The 18,971-nt window shown below is 44.5% G+C and carries 13 protein-coding genes; 8 read left to right on the top strand and 5 right to left on the bottom strand.

Annotated features, from left to right (window positions below):
• Window positions 1-453: 453 nt before the first annotated feature.
• The 5 genes from U0035_RS21270 to U0035_RS21290 all read left to right on the top strand — a co-directional run bounded on the left by U0035_RS21270 (window position 454) and on the right by U0035_RS21290 (window position 9,997).
• Window positions 454-1,662 carry a glycoside hydrolase family 88/105 protein gene (locus U0035_RS21270; RefSeq protein ID WP_245957716.1) on the top strand — a complete coding sequence of 403 codons (1,209 nt, stop codon included), beginning with the start codon at window positions 454-456 and terminating at the stop codon, window positions 1,660-1,662.
• A 36-nt stretch (window positions 1,663-1,698) separates the two neighbouring features.
• A complete protein-coding gene (locus tag U0035_RS21275) occupies window positions 1,699-4,920 on the top strand; it encodes a SusC/RagA family TonB-linked outer membrane protein (protein WP_211316422.1) in 3,222 nt (1,073 codons plus the stop codon).
• A 17-nt stretch (window positions 4,921-4,937) separates the two neighbouring features.
• Entirely contained in the window at window positions 4,938-6,782 is a 1,845-nt protein-coding gene (locus U0035_RS21280) for a RagB/SusD family nutrient uptake outer membrane protein (protein WP_114790944.1), read from the top strand.
• 225 nt (window positions 6,783-7,007) lie between these two features.
• The gene (locus tag U0035_RS21285; RefSeq protein WP_114790945.1) at window positions 7,008-8,165 is read left to right on the top strand and encodes an Ig-like domain-containing protein; all 1,158 of its coding nucleotides are present in this window, start codon (window positions 7,008-7,010) and stop codon (window positions 8,163-8,165) included.
• Window positions 8,166-8,470: 305 nt separating this feature from the next.
• On the top strand, window positions 8,471-9,997 hold the full coding sequence (locus U0035_RS21290; protein ID WP_114790946.1) for a family 43 glycosylhydrolase: 1,527 nt from the start codon (window positions 8,471-8,473) through the stop codon (window positions 9,995-9,997).
• A 408-nt stretch (window positions 9,998-10,405) separates the two neighbouring features.
• On the opposite strand, the gene U0035_RS21295 is transcribed toward U0035_RS21290, so the two are convergent.
• Both U0035_RS21295 and U0035_RS21300 read right to left on the bottom strand, forming a co-directional pair.
• Window positions 10,406-11,173, bottom strand: a complete 768-nt coding sequence (locus U0035_RS21295) for a response regulator transcription factor (RefSeq protein WP_114790947.1) — start codon at window positions 11,171-11,173, stop codon at window positions 10,406-10,408.
• Window position 11,174: 1 nt separating this feature from the next.
• Complete coding sequence (locus tag U0035_RS21300; RefSeq protein WP_114790993.1) at window positions 11,175-14,360, bottom strand: ligand-binding sensor domain-containing protein; 3,186 nt, start codon at window positions 14,358-14,360, stop codon at window positions 11,175-11,177.
• Window positions 14,361-14,572: 212 nt separating this feature from the next.
• Here U0035_RS21300 and U0035_RS21305 point away from each other — a divergent pair, with 212 nt between their 5' ends.
• The 3 genes from U0035_RS21305 to U0035_RS21315 all read left to right on the top strand — a co-directional run bounded on the left by U0035_RS21305 (window position 14,573) and on the right by U0035_RS21315 (window position 17,574).
• Complete coding sequence (locus U0035_RS21305; protein ID WP_162817860.1) at window positions 14,573-14,725, top strand: hypothetical protein; 153 nt, start codon at window positions 14,573-14,575, stop codon at window positions 14,723-14,725.
• Window positions 14,726-14,731: 6 nt separating this feature from the next.
• Window positions 14,732-16,264, top strand: coding sequence for a glycoside hydrolase family 43 protein (locus U0035_RS21310; RefSeq protein WP_114790948.1), 1,533 nt, complete (start codon window positions 14,732-14,734; stop codon window positions 16,262-16,264).
• A gap of 203 nt (window positions 16,265-16,467) precedes the next feature.
• Window positions 16,468-17,574, top strand: a complete 1,107-nt coding sequence (locus U0035_RS21315) for a glycoside hydrolase family 88/105 protein (RefSeq protein ID WP_114790949.1) — start codon at window positions 16,468-16,470, stop codon at window positions 17,572-17,574.
• Window positions 17,575-17,638: 64 nt separating this feature from the next.
• Here the strand turns inward: U0035_RS21315 and U0035_RS21320 are convergent, their stop codons facing one another.
• From U0035_RS21320 to U0035_RS21330, 3 genes are all read right to left on the bottom strand, one after another.
• The gene (locus U0035_RS21320) at window positions 17,639-17,845 is read right to left on the bottom strand and encodes a hypothetical protein (RefSeq protein ID WP_162817861.1); all 207 of its coding nucleotides are present in this window, start codon (window positions 17,843-17,845) and stop codon (window positions 17,639-17,641) included.
• Window positions 17,846-17,978: 133 nt separating this feature from the next.
• Complete coding sequence (locus U0035_RS21325; protein WP_162817862.1) at window positions 17,979-18,131, bottom strand: hypothetical protein; 153 nt, start codon at window positions 18,129-18,131, stop codon at window positions 17,979-17,981.
• A gap of 173 nt (window positions 18,132-18,304) precedes the next feature.
• Window positions 18,305-18,970 (bottom strand): helix-turn-helix domain-containing protein, encoded by a 666-nt coding sequence (locus U0035_RS21330; protein ID WP_114790951.1) that lies wholly within the window; start codon window positions 18,968-18,970, stop codon window positions 18,305-18,307.
• Window position 18,971 lies beyond the last annotated feature (1 nt).

Genomic DNA, 18,971 nt, shown 5'->3' on the forward strand with positions numbered 1-18,971 from the left:
TGTTCTGCTTGCAGTGTTGAATATCTTAAGTTATCAAGTCTTTTATACCAATGCGTTATTCGAAAATGACACGAATGTGCAATAGTTTGAATAAAACTGCGCATACATGTTTCTTTACTTTGTCTTGTCAAGGATTTGACTAACGATTTGAATTTTTTAACGATCATGTTTGCCGGTGAATTGTATGAAGATTTGAAATACTTTAATTGCTTGTGTGATTTACTGCAGTGAGATTATTGGAATGACCTGAGCTTTGATTTGACTATTCAAAGCCGCAATAATCATAATAAATTCCGTTGAGTTGAGGATAGCAATGAAGATGCCAGGTGATGCCCTGCAGATATATGCTGTGATGCGGTTAGAAGCCGGGTTGGAGAGGCCGCAAGGCTGTATCGTCCATACATGAATTAGGTTTTCCAGATAAACAAAGTGATAGCAAATAAAAATAAACATATGAGGGTCATGCAGTGGCTGGCCGGTTGTTTTGTGGCGGGTATATTTTTACTGGGATGTAGTAAGAGTAATATTAAACCGGCAGAAAAGCCGGAAGTCAAAAAAGATTCAACAACTTATGATTTAGAAAATTTTCCCGAGGGGGCTCGTCCGCGTGAGGTAGGTCTTAAATTGACTGAACGGTTATTACAAACAAAATATTCTTACTGGGGTAATATTTATTCGCAGTATACGGCAGACCATATCACTTATCCTGATGTTTGTGCATGGCTGGGGGCGTTATGGTTTTCTAAGAGTGTGGGCAACGATGCATTGTACAATCAACTGGTAGCCAGATTTGAGCCACTATTTACAACTCAAAAGCATCTGCAACCTAATGTCAATACAACCGCCGACAATAAGGTGGATTATTATGTTTTTGGTGCTCTGCCACTGGAAATTTATACTCAGAAAAATGAAAGCAGGTATAAAGAACTGGGACTAAAATATGCGGATGGCCAGTGGGCATTGCCATCTAAACCGACCGCATCTCAAAAAGACTGGCACGACGATGGGTATTCCTGGCAAACGCGCCTGTGGATTGATGATATGTTCATGATTACAGCGTTACAGGCACAGGCATATCTGGCAACCGGGGATGAAAAATATATTGAGCGTACTGCCCGGGAGGTTGTATTGTATCTGGATCGGCTACAACGTGATAATGGTTTGTTCTATCATGCGCCTAATGCACCTTTTTTTTGGGCAAGAGGAGATGGATGGATGGCTGTTGGCATGACCGAAATATTACGTATTCTGCCTAAAACTGCCAAATATGATCTATACCGTACCAGAATAATGAAGGGATATAAAAACATGATGGCAACCTTATTGCAATACCAAGCTCCCGGTGGCATGTGGGGGCAACTCATCGATAATATGTCGTCGTGGAAGGAGACCTCAGGATCTGCCATGTTCACTTATGCATTGATCAGTGGCGTAAGAAATGGCTGGCTGGATGTAGAGAAATACGGTGCTGCTGCCCGTAAAGCCTGGCTTTCCCTTTTGACTTTCCTGGAACCTAATTATGATATACGCGAGGTATGTGAAGGTACGGGCGCCAGGAACGACTATCAATACTACCTGGATAGAAGACGTTGGGTAGGGGACCTTCATGGCCAGGCAGCGATGTTATGGTGTGCTTATGCTTTGTCTGGTCCACCCAAATAAGTAGCAAAAACTAACGAGAATATCAAATCAACAATTATGCATGAAGGTTTAACAAAAAGTAGGAGTTATACCAGAGTCTGTAGGAAGACCGGTATATGGTACATGGGGATCCTGGCTACGCTGCTCCAGCTGGTCATCCCGGGAATTTCTTTTTCTCAGAGTACGGCTTCAGTGACCGTTACACAACAAAACAAAAGCCGCATTACAGGAAAGGTCACTAATCCGGCCGGCGAGCCCCTCGTTGGCGCATCAGTAAGTATTCAAAACACTTCAATTGGAACAACTACCAATAATGATGGGCTTTACATTATCGAAGCATCACTTACCGATGTGCTTTCGTTCAGTTATATGGGTTTTATGTCCCGGGATATAGCTTTGAAAGGTGTTGATACATTAAATGTAGTGCTGCAGCCTGATCCGCAATTAAGCGAGCAGGTAGTGGTGGTCGGTTATGGTAAGCAGAAAAAAGCTGCCGTTGTAAGCTCTGTAAGCACTGTAACAGCAAAGGAGCTGATGGCGCCTACCGGTAATATTACCGGCAACCTGGCCGGGCAGCTTTCGGGGCTTATTGCTATTCAGCGAAACGCAGAACCGGGTAGGGATAATGCGGAGTTCTGGATACGTGGTATCAGCACTTTTGCAGGAGGATCCTCTCCATTGGTACTGGTGGATGGTATTCCCCGAAAAATTAGTGAGCTGGAGGCCGATGAAATTGAGACCTTCTCACTGCTTAAAGATGCGGCCGCAACAGCTGTATATGGTGCGGAGGGCGCAAACGGAGTTATTTTGGTAACCACCAAGCGGGGTACTGTATCCAAACCCCGCATATCTTTTCGCGCTGAATTATCTACTGCACAGCCGCAACGCTTACCTGAATTTGTAGATTCATGGGATTACCTGGAGCTGGCTAATGAAGCACGCTTTAATGACGGTCTCGATCCCTACATGACGCAGGAGCAGATTGAAAAGTATCGCAGCGGAGCGGATAAGGATTTATATCCTAATACTAACTGGATGAAAGAATTGCTGGCCAAGAACGTTAAAAATCAACGTTACACGGTAAATTTTAGAGGAGGTGCCGAAAACGCCAAATATTTCGTTTCTATGGCCTACTTCAATCAGGAAGGTGTATTCAAAAAAAATGAGCTGGGTAAATACAACAGTGATTTTGACTATCAGCGCTACAATCTGCGAAGTAATATCGATTTAAAGGTAAGCAATACTACCCAGTTGAATATAGATCTTGCGGGTCAATATGTTTCCCGCCTTACTGCCAACCGCTCACCAGATGATATTTTTAAATTTATGCTCTTTACGCCTCCACACCTGTTCCCTGCTATCTATAGTGATGGCACTTTAGCCACTTATAAGGTGCCGGGCGATGCCAATAACCGCAACCCTTTTAATATGCTGTATAATCAGGGCTATCGTAAAGAATTTAGTACACGCGTACAGTCAAATGTGGGCATTAACCAGGATTTAAAAGTAGTAACCCGTGGCCTGAGCGCAAGGGCAAATTTGAGCCTTGATTATGAGGGTAACAATGCCACGCTGCGCAATTACTGGCCTACCTTGTACAACGCTTCAGGACGGGACGCTGACGGCAAACTTCTTTTCAATGAAGTGGTGTCGGGAAACGCCCAGTTAGAAGATCCTGTATACACCGATAATGGCAGAGATACTTACCGCAATATATATATTGAAGGAGCGATCAACTATGCACGTACTTTCCAACGCCATAATGTTGGGGGTATGGTACTTTATATGCAGAAAGAAAATCAACGTGGAGATAATGTGCTGCCTTTCCGCAAGCAGGGTTTGGTAGGCCGGGCCACTTACTCCTTCGCCAACCGTTACTTTATTGAGGGTAACTTCGGTTATACGGGTAGTGAAACCTTTGCTAAGGGTAATCGTTTTGGATTCTTCCCCGCAGTAGGTGTCAGCTATTTTGTATCTAACGAGCCATTTTATCCCGAAGGATTGAAAGAAATACTGAACAGTGCAAAAATCAGGTTGTCCATGGGCCGCACGGGTAATGACAATACCGGTGGTGCACGTTTCCTGTATCGTCCGACTTTCAATACAGGAGGATTTAATTTCCTGCAAGGTATCAGCACTAATGGTGGCACCAACGGCTTGGGTGCGGGTATATTCGACGAACGTTTTATTAACAACTTTATAGGATGGGAAATAGAGAACAAGCGCAACGTGGGGCTTGATTTGGGATTTTTTAGAAATAAAGTTGAGCTAACTGTTGATTATTTTAATAATGAACGTAGTGGTATTTTGATTCAACGCCGAACGGTTCCGGGATCTGCAGGTTTCCATGCTGCCCCCTGGGAGAACTATGGTATTGTGCATAATCATGGAGTAGACGCCAGCTTGAAAAGCAATCATAAAATTGGCGCGTTTGGGCTAAGTACCAGGGGTACATTCACCTTTGCCCGGAATAAAGTGCTTGAGTACGATGAATTGCCTCAGAACTATCCATGGATGCAGGTTACAGGTACAAGAGTTGGGGAGCATACCCTGTATATTGCCGAAAGGCTTTACACCGAGGATGATTTTATAAGAACGCAAAATCCAAATGGCACGTATCGTTACCAATTAAAGCCGGGACTGCCCCTGCCTACCATGACCGGTAATGCAACGATGGGGCCTGGCGATATTAAGTATGCCGATTTGAACAATGATGGCATCATTGATAATAATGATCGGAAAAGAGGGATAGGTCACCCCGAGAACCCGGAAATTAACTATGGTTTTGGCATTAACTTAGAATACAAAGGTTTTTACATAAGTATGTTCTTCCAGGGTACAGCTAACACGTCCTTTGTAATGGGTACTGAAGGATCGGGTACTGAAGCATATACTTTCTGGCCCTTCAGTTGGGGAATTGAGAAAGGTGGATATCGTACTGCTTTATTAGACCGGTGGACTGCAAGCGATCCCCGTCAGGATGTGTTGATGACAAGATTGCACGACGGCTACGGAAATAATATCAGTAAAGAAGCCAGCACCTGGTGGATGCGCGATGCCAGCTTTCTGCGCTTTAAAAACCTGGAGCTGGGTTATACTATCCCCAAAAATACTATTCAAAAACTGGGAATTAGCGGTGCCAGGGCATACATTATGGGATATAACCTCCATGTATGGGATAATATAAAGATCTGGGATCCGGAAATGGGGGATCGTAACAAAGGGATCAGCTACCCCATGTCCCGCACATTTACATTAGGTCTTGAAGTAAACTTATAAAAATTAAAGAGGAATATATGAAGACTAACATCATAAAAGTATTATTAATAAGTCTTTCTTTCGGATTGATGACATCATGCAGCAAGTTCCTGGATGTTTCCGATGAACTGGCAGGTGGTATTACTGATATCTCCCAGGTGTTTGATAACGTAGATCGCACGAGAAAATGGTATGGCCAGATATATAATAATGTTCCTGATTATTCAGCAATATGGGTAGAAACTGCAGCCATGGGTAATGCATGGGCCGGATACGCAGATGAGCTATACCACAGGTTAGCAAGAAACTCGGGAAAATATGATAACTGGAATTCTTCCAATACCCGTAACCATCGTTGGGGCACGCTCTACGAAAGCATAAGGCAGGCCAATATTTTTCTTGAAAGGGTAAAACCTATTGCTGCTACGGGTATCAATGCCAATGTGCTTACTGAAACAGAAGTAGAACGTTATAAGGCCAATATACGTTTTATGCGGGCGCTGTATTATTACTATTTGATGGAGCAGTATGGACCCGTTCCCATTATAACGGTGTCAAAAACACTACAGGATGAAATTGATATACCCCGAAACTCGTTGGATGAAGTGATCAGTTTTATTGATACAGAGCTCCAGGAAGCGATGCAGGGTATGGAACAGGAGCCTTATCATACCCAGTTGGACTATGCGGCTGTGCCTACCAAGGGTGCCGCACTGGCTGTACGGGCCAAGCTTTGGGTATATGCTGCGAGCCCATTGTTCAACGGGGGATTCGCAGAGGCTTTGTCGATTGCCAATAGCGACGGCAAACGCCTATTTCCGGAACGTGATAACGGCAAACTGCAGAAAGCGGTAACGGCATTAAGAGAATTTTTAGACTATGCTGAGCAAGGACGTTATGAGCTTTTTAGAAATGCAGGTACTTTCAACCCGGGGTTGTCTGTATATGGTATGTTCCAGGACTATAACAGAGAGATCATTTGGGCAACATCAAAGGATGCATGGGGAACTGCGACTAACGGCGCTTTTGATCAATTTGTAACGCCCCGTAATGAGCCATCGGGTCTGGGAGGTATACATGTAGTACAGGAATTGGTGGATGATTTTTATATGGCGGATGGTCTGCCTATAAAAAATACCAGTTTTCTTTCGGCTTCGCCTGCTTACAGCGAGACTGGTTTTGGCACTTTGGACGGCGTGGAAGTCTCCAGGATGTATATCGGTCGTGAACCGCGTTTTTATAATACCATTACTTTCTCAGGAAAAAAATGGCATATCAGTAACGCCGAAACACAGTTTTACCTCGGTGGTAACGCTGATAAGAATGTAGTGGACGGGGCACCTGTAACGGGCTATCTTTTATACAAAAGAATGAACCGCACTGTGTATGGACGTACCGCCGCAGGAGCCGTAAGCAGGAGATACAGACCTTCGATTGTCTTCCGGCTGGCTGAGTTTCATTTGCTATATGCGGAAATGCTTAATGAAGTGCAACCTGGTAATAGCGAGATATTACGCTACACTAACATGGTGCGCGAGCGTGCAGGGCTGCCCAGGCTGGAAGATCTAAACCCTGCAATAGCGGGCAACCAGGATTTACAGCGTGAAGCTATACGCCGCGAAAGCCGGATAGAGCTGGCAACAGAAGGGCAGCGCTACTTTGATGTACGCAGGTGGATGATAGCGGAAAAGCCGGTAGGTGAAGGTGGCCAGGGCGGTGAGTTCACGGGAATGAATCCTGATGGAAATAAAGCTGCATTTCATGAACGAAGAAGGTTCCAGACCCGCTATTTCGGACGCAAAAACTATCTGTATCCAATACCACTTACAGAAATGCAGCGTACCAAAGGAATGCTGGTGCAGAACCCCGGTTGGGATAGCTAAGCAGATGAGAAGGCTTTTAATGAAAGTACTACCTGTAAGCAGGTACTCTGCCAGGAACTAAAAGCTGTTAAGTCTGCGCACAATAAAACTATTGGATGTATTGAAGTTTTTAAAGTTATAACACATCCAAGGCAACTGTAAGATAAGGGGCAAAATGTTTTTTCTGCGTCCCTGATTAATAGGTGATTGGTATTTCTACAACTCTGGTTACAAAAAATAAGACAAATGGGAAAAAATAAAATATTGAAATTCATTGCTGTGTTTTCACTCTTTAGCTTGCTGTTTGCAGGTTGTGATAAAAACTTGGAAAAGGTGCAGGAAGTTAATGTGTCAGCCATTACTTTAAACGAGGCGCTAAAAAACGATAACACTATTTTAATTGGTGCTACATTGGATGTAAGCAGGCAGATATCTGTTTCTCCTGAAAACGCCACAGATAGGGCTGAAAATTATACTTCATCCAATCCGGCAGTTGCTACAGTAAGTGGATTGGGTATTGTGAGAGGAGTTACTGAGGGCTCCGCTACTATTACGATAGCTGTAGGTAAAGGAGGACATAGCGTTGATGTCCCCGTAACAGTGGTAAGTAAAATTCTAAAACCGGCTACTGAGATCAGGCTTCTTAAGACTGAGTTGGATTTGGGATTAGGAGGAACTTACAATTTGGCTGACGATCTGCAGCTTATTCCCTTCGATGCAAATGATGACCTGGTTTATACATCCTCGGAGCCGGCAGTGGTAGCCGTAAATACGGTCGGCCGACTCGAAGGTTTAGCCCGGGGAACCGCTACAGTTTCCGTGGCTTCAAAGCAAAATCCCTCTGTTAAGGCTACAGTTACTGTTCATGTAGTGGCATTTAGCGGTGACTATCCAAGAACCGGCTGGACAATGACTGCCTCTCATGCATTGATGATAGCAACCGGTAATCCTGAAGGAAACTCGCTGGCAGCAGCGGTGGATGGCGATTTTGCGACGAACTTCTGTCTGGTAAGACCTGGCAAATCTTCAGGAAGTGGCGCCGGCCTGGTATCGGTTCCTTCAGGAGAAGCCATTCATTTTACGGTTGATATGAAAGCAGCTCAGGATGTGGATTATTTCAGGATATTACACAGAAATACTACCCAGGTATTTATAAGATGGTATGCTTTCGATCAGATATTGGGCAGCAATGACGGTGTTAATTTTGAGGTGATAGCCTCAAACGTGGTGGTACCTGATGCCGCAACAGGCTCGCCTCAGGAGTCTGTTGATATTACGATCCCCAAATCAAAGTATCGCTATATCCGGTTTTATGCACAAAAGGCCCAATGCTTTTACCAGTCGTCTTATACTTCTCAGGGCAATACCGTGCAGATTCAGGAATTATATCTGGGTGTTAAATAATAAGACCATTTAAATTATTATTACTAAAATCAATCAGTTATTAAAATCAGGTAGTAAGCCTGCCCGGATAGGTTGGGCAGGCTTTTATGCTAAACTATAAAAATAGCGACCCACCTGAACCGGTATTGTTTACCTCATGTATTGAAATTAATAAGAGTTTTTGTGAAATATTCTGAGGATAAAACCTGATGAAATATTTTACTAACTGATATTTCCTGACGAGATCTTCGTCACAGATACCCCGATAAATAATGTTGCAGGTATCTCAACGGAAGACTATTTATTGAAAAACGAAAAATATACGGATGAAACGATTAATATTCATTTTATGTATTCTGACTAATGTTTTGGTGTTCACTTCCTGCGGGAAATCAAATCCGGAAGTGAAGAAACCAGACGTTGTTAAGCCAGACCCAACGGGGGTAGATGATGATTTAACCAGGTTGACTAAAGATGAAAAATTCACTAATCCCATTATGCCTGGAGGCCCCGATCCCTGGGTGGTACAAAAAAATGGATTCTTCTATTATACATTTACGCAAGGTAGTAAGCTGGTGATCATCCAAACTAAAAACTTATCAGAACTTGCTTCGGGCGTTCGTAAAGATGTATGGACCCCGCCGGCTAATCAGGCTTATTCAAAAAATATTTGGGCACCGGAGCTTCACGAGATTAACGGAAAATGGTACTTTTATTTTGCCGCAGATGATGGTGCAAATGCAAATCATCGCATGTATGTGCTGGAAAATTCGTCACCTGACCCGATGCAGGGCAGTTGGGTATTAAAGGGTAAGGTTTCAGACCCCACCAACTTATGGGCCATAGACGGTACGGTGCTGAATTATAAAGGACAGTTGTATATGATGTGGTCTGGGGGAAATGCCGGCGCGCCGCCACAGAATATTTATATTGCAAGAATGAGCAATCCGTGGACGATTACAGGCGATAAGGTAATGATTGCTACCCCTAACTATGATTGGGAGAAAAAAGGTAATCCGATTAACGAAGGACCTCAGGTTCTTTTCAATCCTGATGGACGTGTCTTCGTCATATACTCCGGTAGTGGCTACTGGTCAGATGGATATTGTTTGGGTCAGCTCGCTTTGAGAGACAACGGCGACCCTATGAACCCGGGAGACTGGACAAAAAATCCCCAGCCGGTTTTTTCCATGCTGGCTTCCAGTAAGGCCTATGGCCCCGGGCACAATGGTTTCTTTAAATCACCTGATGGCAAAGAAGATTGGATTATTTATCATGCGCGTAATGTAGCCAATGATGGTAATGCAGGACGTAATCCCCGCATGCAGCGCTTTACATGGAACACGGATGGTACCCCCAATTTCGGAACACCGTCAAACATAGACATACCCCAAACCCGGCCTTCGGGTGAAACGATCCGCTACATCTATCCAAAGACTAGCTGGTCGGTTGCAGACTTTAGTTCCGAAGAATCTGCTAACAGCAGCAAATTGCTTATAGATGGTAATGCTGTTACTTTTTGGGTGGCACGCTATACCTCTAACTCAACGAACTATCCTGACCACTGGATAACCATTGATATGGGAGTGGTTTGCAAGGTCAATGGATTTATTTTAAATCAGAAAGAAGGCGATCGCAAAATAAAAGAACTTCAGGTACTGATTAGTAATGATAATAAAACATGGGAAAACCTTGGTGTGTTCCCACTCAATAATATTGATTTAATGAAGCTCTATATTGATTTACCACAACAAAAGCAATGTCGGTATTTCCGGCTTGTTCCTAAATCAGGACATGACAGTCAACGGCAGCCGGCGCTGGCAGAAGTTGCCGCTTTTAGACTTAAGGATTAATAAAGGTAGTTCGGTTCGGTATATATATACACAGTTAAGTAAACTACATGCCGGCGATGAGGCCTGGTTCGGGTCTTGAATCTTAACCTCATTAAATATCGTTTGACATCTTTGCGACTATGCAGATTTTCTTGCCGTTTTAAATCTTCATAATCTTTTCTCTGCCTATCAGTTTGTCTATAAGAGCAGCAGATTTACATTGTAGCCGGTATAGTTGAATCATAATACTTAAGTGTTTAGGTGTTAGGTGAGGTATAGCGATAACCTGACTCGGCTACCCGGGACATTAATGACGTCATACAAAGACGCATACTGTTAAAAGGACCGGGTGATGACAAAATTACCAGCTATTTACTGGCTGATTTTTAGATTTAGTTTGGAGGTTGACTACATGACTATTAATCATCTTTACTCTCCTTCCTGCAGCGATGCATAATAAGCTTCGGGTGACATTTTATACTGTGCTTCGAAACTGCGGCTAAAGCCGGCTTCTGAGCTAAAGCCGGTGAGTTTTATGATCTCAGGTAATGTCAGGCGGTTTTCTGACATCAACGCTGCTGCTTTTTTTAGTTTTGTCATATCCACAAACTCTTTGGGCGATAAAGACATTAAAGCAGTGATCTTGCGGTAAAAAGTAGCCCTGCTCATAAACAAGTGTTCTGCCAGTGCATCAAAATCTATATTCGGCTCTTTCATATGAGCGTTAATATATTCGTCTAGTTGTTGTAGGAATAATTCATCTTTTTTAGAGCGCACGGGCACCTGTATATGTGCAAAAGGATCACTGGCAAAATGATCCTTTATTTTGATCCGGTTCTTCAGCAGGTTTTGAATCTGCGATAGCAATAAGTCAACCGAAAAGGGCTTTTGAATATACGCATCAGCGCCTACCTGCAGACCTTCAATATGGGCCTGGTGGGTGTTTTTAGAAGTGAGCAGTATGATGGGTATATGACTGTAGGCTATATTGGATTTAATCAGCTGGCAAAGCTCAAAGCCATTCATGCCCGGCATCATTACATCTGAGATAATCAGGTGAATGATTTCTTCATCCAAAAGCTGTTGTGCTTTCCCGGCCTCCGGTGCCGTAAATATCTTGTAGGTATAGCCCAATATATGCGATAAAAAATCCAGCACATCCTGTTCGTCATCAATAATCAAAATGGTTTCGGTCATATTATCTGATTTTTTTCCAGCTACTTAATTGAAATTCTATTTCCTGGTGTATAGGCAATCGAAGCGCAAAACTCACATGATCGGGTTCACCCGATACCAATAAAAGCGTACCGTTATGCAGCTCGGTAAGCGAGCGGGCCAGTGATAAACCAATGCCGGTACCCGGTTTGTTATTTCCACCCACGCGTACAAAGGGTTCAAATATCTGTTGCCGGTACTCCTGCGGAATACCTTTACCATCGTTGTTAAAATAAATCGTAAAATAAGCATCGCTTTCTTTAACTGCTTCCATAATAACGGAAGCGCTTGCGGCAGCATATTTCATCGCGTTCGATACCAGGTTAGTGCATATTTTAATAAAAGCTTCCCGGTCTACAAAAGCCATAAAGTTTTCAGTCGGGGTCCGCAGTTCCAGCTGAACGGCGTTGGTCGATGCCTGCTCTTTAAAACCTTCTGCCACATCAGCAACCAACGCCGCAATATCGGTCTTCACAAAATTCAGGCTAAACTGGTTGGCCTCGGTTTTCCTGAAGTCAAGCAGCTGGCTCGTCAGTGATACCAGGCGTCGCGTATTTTTTTCAGCAATCGTAAGGCTCTTGTTAATTTCAGGGTTTTTGCCAAACTGTCGCATTAGCCATTCAATGGGTCCTGATATCAGGGCCAAAGGTGTTTGTATCTCATGGGTTATATGGGTAAAGAACTCTATCTTGGCCTGGTAGACCTCCTTCTCTTTTTCGTGCTCAAATAATTGCAGCTTACGCAGGTTTTTCCGTTCCAGGTTCTTACGGTACAAACGGGTAAGCACAAATATTGCAGCAGCTAATAATAAAATGTAAAACAGGTAAGCGATATTACTTTGCCAAAAGGGGGGACGGATCCTGATAAAGAGCCGGCGTTCTTTTCCCAGCCAGCTGCCGGTATTGCTTTCGGCCTGCACAATAAATTCATAATCGCCATGCGATAAATCCGTGAAAAAAGCTTTCCGGTTGGTGTTCAGGTAGGTCCAGCTATCATCCATGCCTTTCATCCGGTACTTATAGCGGGTTACCTGCGGCGAGGAGTAGTTCAGCGCTGCAAATTCAATACTGAAATTGTTTTGGTCATGGTCCAGCACCAACGTATCTGTATAGAATATGGATCGGGCTAAAGGGCTTCCGGGCTCGCCCGGTTCAACGTCTTTATTATTGATCTGGAAACCTGTGATATAAGTGGGCGGACTGGGTTCGGGGTGATTAAAGTCGGTGGGGTTAAAAGCGATCATGCCTTTTACAGATCCAAAGTACATGCTGCCATCAGTATGTTTATAGGCCGAGTTATAATTAAACTGGTCGGTGAGTAAGCCATTGGCCTTTGTATATACTTTTACTTTTTCTGTAAGGGTGTTAAAACAAATCAGGCCTTTTAAGGAAGTGATCCATAGGTTTCCTGAGTTATCTTCCAGTATGCTGTAGAGCACATTGCTGGGCAAACCGGTTTGGGTATTAAACTTTTTAATGATCTTTTTATCGGGTCCTACTTTGATAAGGCCGCCACCTGTAGTAGCAAACCATAAGAAACGATTGCGGTCTTCCCAGATGCTGTATACTGCAAATTCGTTCACTACTGCGTTATTTACCGTATCACCAAAACGGATATTCCCGGTCTCCCCGGTTTTGGGATGGTAGTAAAATGCGCCTCTTGATACGCTGCCGGTCCATATATTTCCCTTGCTATCTTCCCTGATATCCCAGGTATAGCTATTATAGGGTATCTGCGGTACTCTTTTAAAAGTTTTGTTGATAGGGTTATAGGTAAGCAGGCTGGCGCCGTGGTAAGCCGACCCCACCAATATGGTACTGTCTTTTGTAAGATAGATGCAGGATACAAAATCGATGACCTGCTCTGCACTGTCTTTGATTACTTTAAAGTGATCGGTAACCCTGCCGGTACGGGTATCCATAATATCCATACCGTTATAGAACATGCCTACAAATAACTGGTTGCCCAGAGCCAGCAAACCATGTACATTATAGTAAGCAATATCATCCTTCTTGCCGGTTGCGGTATAATGCGTAAACCGTCCGGTGCCCAGGTTTAAACGGTTTACCCCTGCGTCTTCGGTACCAATCCACAGCTGGCCCTGGGCATCCGCAACAATTTTTCTTACGGCATTACCCGAAATAGAATTGGTTTCTGGTTGCGGATAGTATTTTTTAAACCGGGCATTTTCTTTGGAGTAATAATTAATGCCACCAAAATAAGAGCCTACCCACATGCCGCCCTGCCGGTCTTTACAAAACGTATACACCGGGTTGTCATTTAACGCGTACGGATCGTTCAGTCTTTTTCGCAGGTGTTGGGCCGTTTGGCTGGCGCGGTCGTAAATATAAATGCCCGACTCGGTTGCGATCCAGTACTGCTGCTTCTCGCCGCGAATAATATCGCGTACATAAATGGAAGCCTTTGTATTTTTCACCAGTGGCAGGGAGCTGCAAACGCCCGTTTTATGATTATATAGTTTCAGTCCCTGGGTAAAGCAACCGATCAGTACTTCACTGTCGTTGACAGGATATATTTTGCTGATCGATCTTAAATGTGGGGGTGTGCGCGCATCAATAATAGTGGTGTTCACTAAAGCGCCGGTTTCAAAATTGTACCGGCCAATGGTGCCATCCTCACGCCCTATCCAAAGGCCTGCAGCTCCATCGGCTGCAATACAGGCACTTTGCAGTTCCAGGTTGTCCAGTTTATTCCTATTGATTTGGTACCTGTACAAGCTGCCATTGGTAATAAACCATAATTGTTCCCGGTTGTCTTTTACCAGGTGGTGAATATAGCCGGCAGGTACCGCCTGTACCCGCTGCGATATTTCCTGGTAGGAATTGTAGCTAAACAAACCCTTGGCTGTAGCCACCCATAGTATACCGTTTCGACCTTCGGTAACTACGTTTACGATATTGTTGCCGATATTGTCGTTCGTTGATTTGCGGTTATCACAGGGTTTAAAGCTGTAACCATCAAAACGGTTCAGGCCCGCACGCGTGCCTACCCATATCATACCGTTTTGATCCTGGATTACCGAGGTTACCGCATTATGCAACAACCCGTCATCTACCTGGTAATGTTTAAAATAATACTGACCGTGGGCAATAAACGGGGCAAGCTGTGCCAGCAGGCTTAAAGCAATAACGTAAAAAAATAAGCGCATAATAACTACAATCAAATATAGAACATGGTGATTAAACTTGCCTGTTGTACCGGCCAAATTATAATGCCTGGGCCACCATTGGCCTCATTTGAAACGATTGCACAAAATGTTGAACAGGCAATCTGCGGCTTGTGTATTTATTTTGACCCCGTTATATTTATTAGCTCATAGGCCGTGTTTATAACGCCGTCCACAGGTTGCTGAAAATGTGTATGCCTTGTGCCGTAGCGCATGCTATCCTGTTCAGTAAACCTGTTGTAATGGCGGCTACCGGTACTATCAAAGCGATCTTCGTGTATTGCCGGCTGCCATATGATTTTATTGAAACAGATAGCGCTTACATGCAGAAAGAATTTTACAATTGAATAATTATGCGCTTGCTTTTGTCCTTGTTCCTGTTGTTGCCGGTATTTCATTTACGCGCTCAGCAACTGGTATTGCCGGCCGATCATCCTGATCCTTCGGTGGTTAAAATTGGTAACGAATATTGGGCCGCCGGTACCACCTCTAACTGGTTCCCGGCTTTTACCCTTTATCGTTCCAAAGACCTGGTGAACTGGAAAGCCTCGGGGCATGTATTTAATCAAATGCCGGCCTGGGCCGACTATTATATGTGGGCACCTGAAATAACTTACGAGAACGGGAAGGTATACCTGTATTATACGGGGCATAAAAAAGGGGGCAGTCTTTGTATTGCTGCAGCAGTGGCCGACAAACCCGAAGGACCCTACCGCGACCTGGGTCCGCTGATGTGCGAAGCTGATGGTTCTATTGATGCTTTCCCCATGCGCGATGAAGAAGGCAAGCTCTATATGATCTGGAAGGAAGATGGTAACAGCAAGGGCAAACCTACACCTATATGGGCGCAGGAGATGAAGGAAGACCGTACCGGCTTGCTGGGTACTAAAAAAGAACTGTTTCGTGCTGATGCACCCTGGGAAAAGGGATTGGTAGAAGGGGTTTCTATTATAAAGCGCCAGGGCTATTTTTATGCGTTGTATGCCGCTGCGGGTTGTTGCGGGAAAACTTGCACCTATGGTACCGGTGTGGCCAGGGCTAAAAGCCTGCTGGGACCCTGGGAAAAGTTTCCGGGTAACCCAGTACTGGCCGATAATGCAGATTGGAAATGTCCCGGTCATGGAACACCCGTCGAGAAAGACGGTCGCTTTTATTATTTATACCATGGCTACAGTACGGCCAGCGGCGCTTATGGCGGGCGCCAGGGTTTGCTGAGCGAATTTGAATTTACGGCTGATGGCTGGCTGAAATTTATGGATCAGCCGGCACCCAACGGACCTGTAGCCCCGGGCATTATCACCGATCTTTTTGCGGGCAACCGGCTGGATGACGCCTGGCATTGGAGCGTGTTTCAGCCGGTACGGGCCAAAGTAAAGCAAAACAGCCTGCAGCTGCAGGCGCTGCCGGGTAATAGCGGCGCCTATGTGGGCCGCTCAGTAATGGCCCGCCACTATGATGCGCAGGTAAACCTGCAGCAGAACAGCACGGCCGAGGGCGGCCTGGCCCTGGTAGGAGACGATAAAAATATGGTGTATGCCAGTGTGTTTAACAACAGGGTCCGGCTGGTGCAATTGAAGAAAGACCAGCAAACAGTGTTGATGGAAACTACTATACCAGGCGCAGCATCACTGGTATTAAAGGTAGCCGTAACCGACAATACCACTGCCCGCTTTATGTATAGCGCCGGTGGAGGCGTTTTTAAAACCCTGAACCGAGAACCGGTGGACATAGCCTTCCTGCCGCCCTGGGACCGGGCCGTGCGTATTGCCCTGCTGGCTAAAGGTGCTGCCACCCAAAAGGCTTTCTTTAAAAAATTTATAGTGAATAATCGGTTTGAAAACGGAGCTGGTCCAACAGTGCGGAAGCGGGGTGTGCCGAGCCCCTAAGGTGGTTCGCTGCTACAGTAGCCCTATCAACTCAATAGTACGCTTATAGCAAAACCTTACATGGAGGATGGGTCGTACACTTGATGCTAGATATTAGATGCTGGATGCCAGATGCCAGATAGTTAATGGCAGATCATAGACAATAGGCCATTAACTATGAACTATTCACTATGATCTAAAAACCATGAACAAAAAAATATAGCATGTATAAACGTAGTATTATCTTTTTAATGATGTGGCTGCCGGCTTTATTTGCCGGGGCACAAAAGAATTTTTTAACCGGGTTCCCCAAAGGATATACGCCCGAAGAAGTGGGGCGACTGATTGCCTACCGCATGGTATATTCCAAGCATGCCTTGCATGCCGGTAAATGGATCGGCTATCCCGAAACCTTTTTCTGGACAGGCGCCCTGCATTATGCGCAGCTTACCAACGATAAAATGTTACAGGGCTTTTTAGAAAAAAGATTTGAACCCTTGTTTACTACCGAAAAGGAACTGCTGCCCATCAAAAACCATGTGGACCTCAATATGTTTGGCAGCCTGCCCTTGACGCTTTGGCAGCTCACCAAAGACCAGCGGTATTTGAACCTGGGCCTGCCTTACGCACAAACCCAATGGCAGGTGCCGGCTGATGCCAAGCCAGAGGAGAAGGCCTGGGCCGATCAGGGGTATAGCTGGCAAACCCGGCTTTGGATCGATGATATGTACATGATCACCATTGTGCAAACCCAGGCCTATAAGGCTACTGGCAATGCGATATATATTAACCGGGCGGCTAAAGAAATGGCCCTTTACCTTGATGAGCTGCAGCGCCCCAACGGCTTGTTTTACCACGCCCCGGATGTGCCTTTTTACTGGGGGCGTGGCAATGGCTGGATGGCAGCCGGTGTAACCGAGCTATTGCGGTATCTGCCAGCAACCAACCCGCATTATGCCCGTATTATGAAAGGCTACAGGGCCATGATGGCCAGTTTAAAAAACTACCAGCAACCAGGCGGTATGTGGAACCAGCTGATTGATGAGCCCGACTGCTGGGCCGAAACCTCGGGCTCAGCCATGTTTGCCTATGCTTTTATTACCGGGGTAAAAAAGGGATGGCTGGATGCGGCCACCTATGGTCCTGCCGCCCGCAAAGCCTGGATGGCCCTGGTGGGCTATGTCAATGCCCAGGGTGCGGTATCAGAAGTATGCGTGGGCACCAATAAAAAGAACGATAAGCAATACTACTACGATCGTCCCCGCGCCACCGGCGACTACCATGGCCAGGCGCCTTATTTATGGTGTGTAAGGGCGTTGCTGGAGCAATAGGGAGATGCGTTGAACAGATTTAAGGAGTTCTAAGTAATGCATCTGTTTAAAAACTCCTAGTTGATTAGCGCTCCCATTTGCAGAGGGTCTTATGCTGTTGTATAGCACTGTCTAATGTAATCGGAATGATATGGTAATTGCAGTTGCTTAATCCCCGGCATTGATCGGTAAGATGATACCGCTTGCCCAACTGGCTGCCACATACAAATACCGTATTGGTTTCGCAACCTTTAATACTAATGACTAATAATACAAAAAACACTGTTTTCACGTGCTTAAGTTAAAGCGAAAAAGAATAGTTGAAGGAGGTGTTTTTCGATATACAACGGCTAGGCTGCTAATTGGTTTATTGTAGTTTGATCTTTATTGCGAATGACAGGGTTTGCTGCAATGTTTACAGCCATTTACACGAGTGTAGTAACGTTTTGCTTCTGAAACAGCGGCAAAGCAGGATGGATATTCACCCAAATATAATCTGTTTGCTGCCGAAGGAAGCCAACTGCATGTTTGTTCATGTACTTCATGATCTCCGTTGGGTTGCGCTTGTTTGTTAACATAGTAATTTTTATTCATAATCAAAATGTTTTAATGATGAATCGAAAATAGCATACGTTAAAAGCTGTTTTTTACGGAAATCCGTCGCGAAGTATAATTTAAAAAAAAAATAAATGCAGTTATACAACGAAAGATACTAAAATATTGGGTGTTGACGATATACTGAGATTTAGTATTAAATAATACCCATTTTAATACAGTGCGCTATTAGCTGCTCGTTGGTGGAAAAGTCGAATGCCTCTTTCATCAATTTTAGTCGTTTTTCAATACTGCTTTTGCCAGCTGGCTGCATATTATTTTCACTTAAATAATCCGAAATCTCTTGCTGTCGTTTACCTTCGGTCATCTGGGTTATTATAGCAATATCAGTTTCGGTAAATTCATAAGCATTTTTTTGTTTTGCCTGCCGTATCAACTCTACCGGGAAATGTCGTTGGTTATTAATAATCTTTTCTATGGCCTTCTTAAGTTCTTCAATGTCACTTCGTCCCTTTGATACATACCCATCAATATCCTGTTTTTTAAACAATATTTCTATAACTGAAGGCTTACCTGTAGCTGAAAATACCAGTATTTTCAGATCAGGTTGCGCTTTTCTTACAGCGGCAATAAGCGCTTCGCCGGTAGAAATTTTTTGTTGTCGGTGATCCTGGTCAAAAGACAGATCAGTGATCAGCAGGTCATAAGACGTTCCGGCCTTTAGGGCCATTTGTATTTTTTGCAGCGCATCATCACAATGGTAAACATAATCCGGGTCAAGAACTCCGAACGCTTCAAGTGTTTTCTGTACGGAGATGTTGGCGCTTTGATAATCTTCTGCTATCAGTACTTTCTTTATCATA

The sequence above is a fragment of the Niabella yanshanensis genome (genome assembly GCF_034424215.1).
Classification (GTDB): domain Bacteria; phylum Bacteroidota; class Bacteroidia; order Chitinophagales; family Chitinophagaceae; genus Niabella; species Niabella yanshanensis.

Coding starts and splice junctions, on each gene's coding strand:
- U0035_RS21270 (WP_245957716.1), top strand. CDS start 454: ATGAGGGTCATGCAGTGGCTGGCCGGTTGTTTTGTGGCGGGTATATTT.
- U0035_RS21305 (WP_162817860.1), top strand. CDS start 14,573: ATGCCTTGTGCCGTAGCGCATGCTATCCTGTTCAGTAAACCTGTTGTA.
- U0035_RS21290 (WP_114790946.1), top strand. CDS start 8,471: ATGAAACGATTAATATTCATTTTATGTATTCTGACTAATGTTTTGGTG.
- U0035_RS21300 (WP_114790993.1), bottom strand. CDS start 14,360: ATGCGCTTATTTTTTTACGTTATTGCTTTAAGCCTGCTGGCACAGCTT.
- U0035_RS21295 (WP_114790947.1), bottom strand. CDS start 11,173: ATGACCGAAACCATTTTGATTATTGATGACGAACAGGATGTGCTGGAT.
- U0035_RS21325 (WP_162817862.1), bottom strand. CDS start 18,131: ATGTTAACAAACAAGCGCAACCCAACGGAGATCATGAAGTACATGAAC.
- U0035_RS21275 (WP_211316422.1), top strand. CDS start 1,699: ATGCATGAAGGTTTAACAAAAAGTAGGAGTTATACCAGAGTCTGTAGG.
- U0035_RS21315 (WP_114790949.1), top strand. CDS start 16,468: ATGTATAAACGTAGTATTATCTTTTTAATGATGTGGCTGCCGGCTTTA.
- U0035_RS21280 (WP_114790944.1), top strand. CDS start 4,938: ATGAAGACTAACATCATAAAAGTATTATTAATAAGTCTTTCTTTCGGA.
- U0035_RS21285 (WP_114790945.1), top strand. CDS start 7,008: ATGGGAAAAAATAAAATATTGAAATTCATTGCTGTGTTTTCACTCTTT.
- U0035_RS21330 (WP_114790951.1), bottom strand. CDS start 18,970: ATGATAAAGAAAGTACTGATAGCAGAAGATTATCAAAGCGCCAACATC.
- U0035_RS21310 (WP_114790948.1), top strand. CDS start 14,732: ATGCGCTTGCTTTTGTCCTTGTTCCTGTTGTTGCCGGTATTTCATTTA.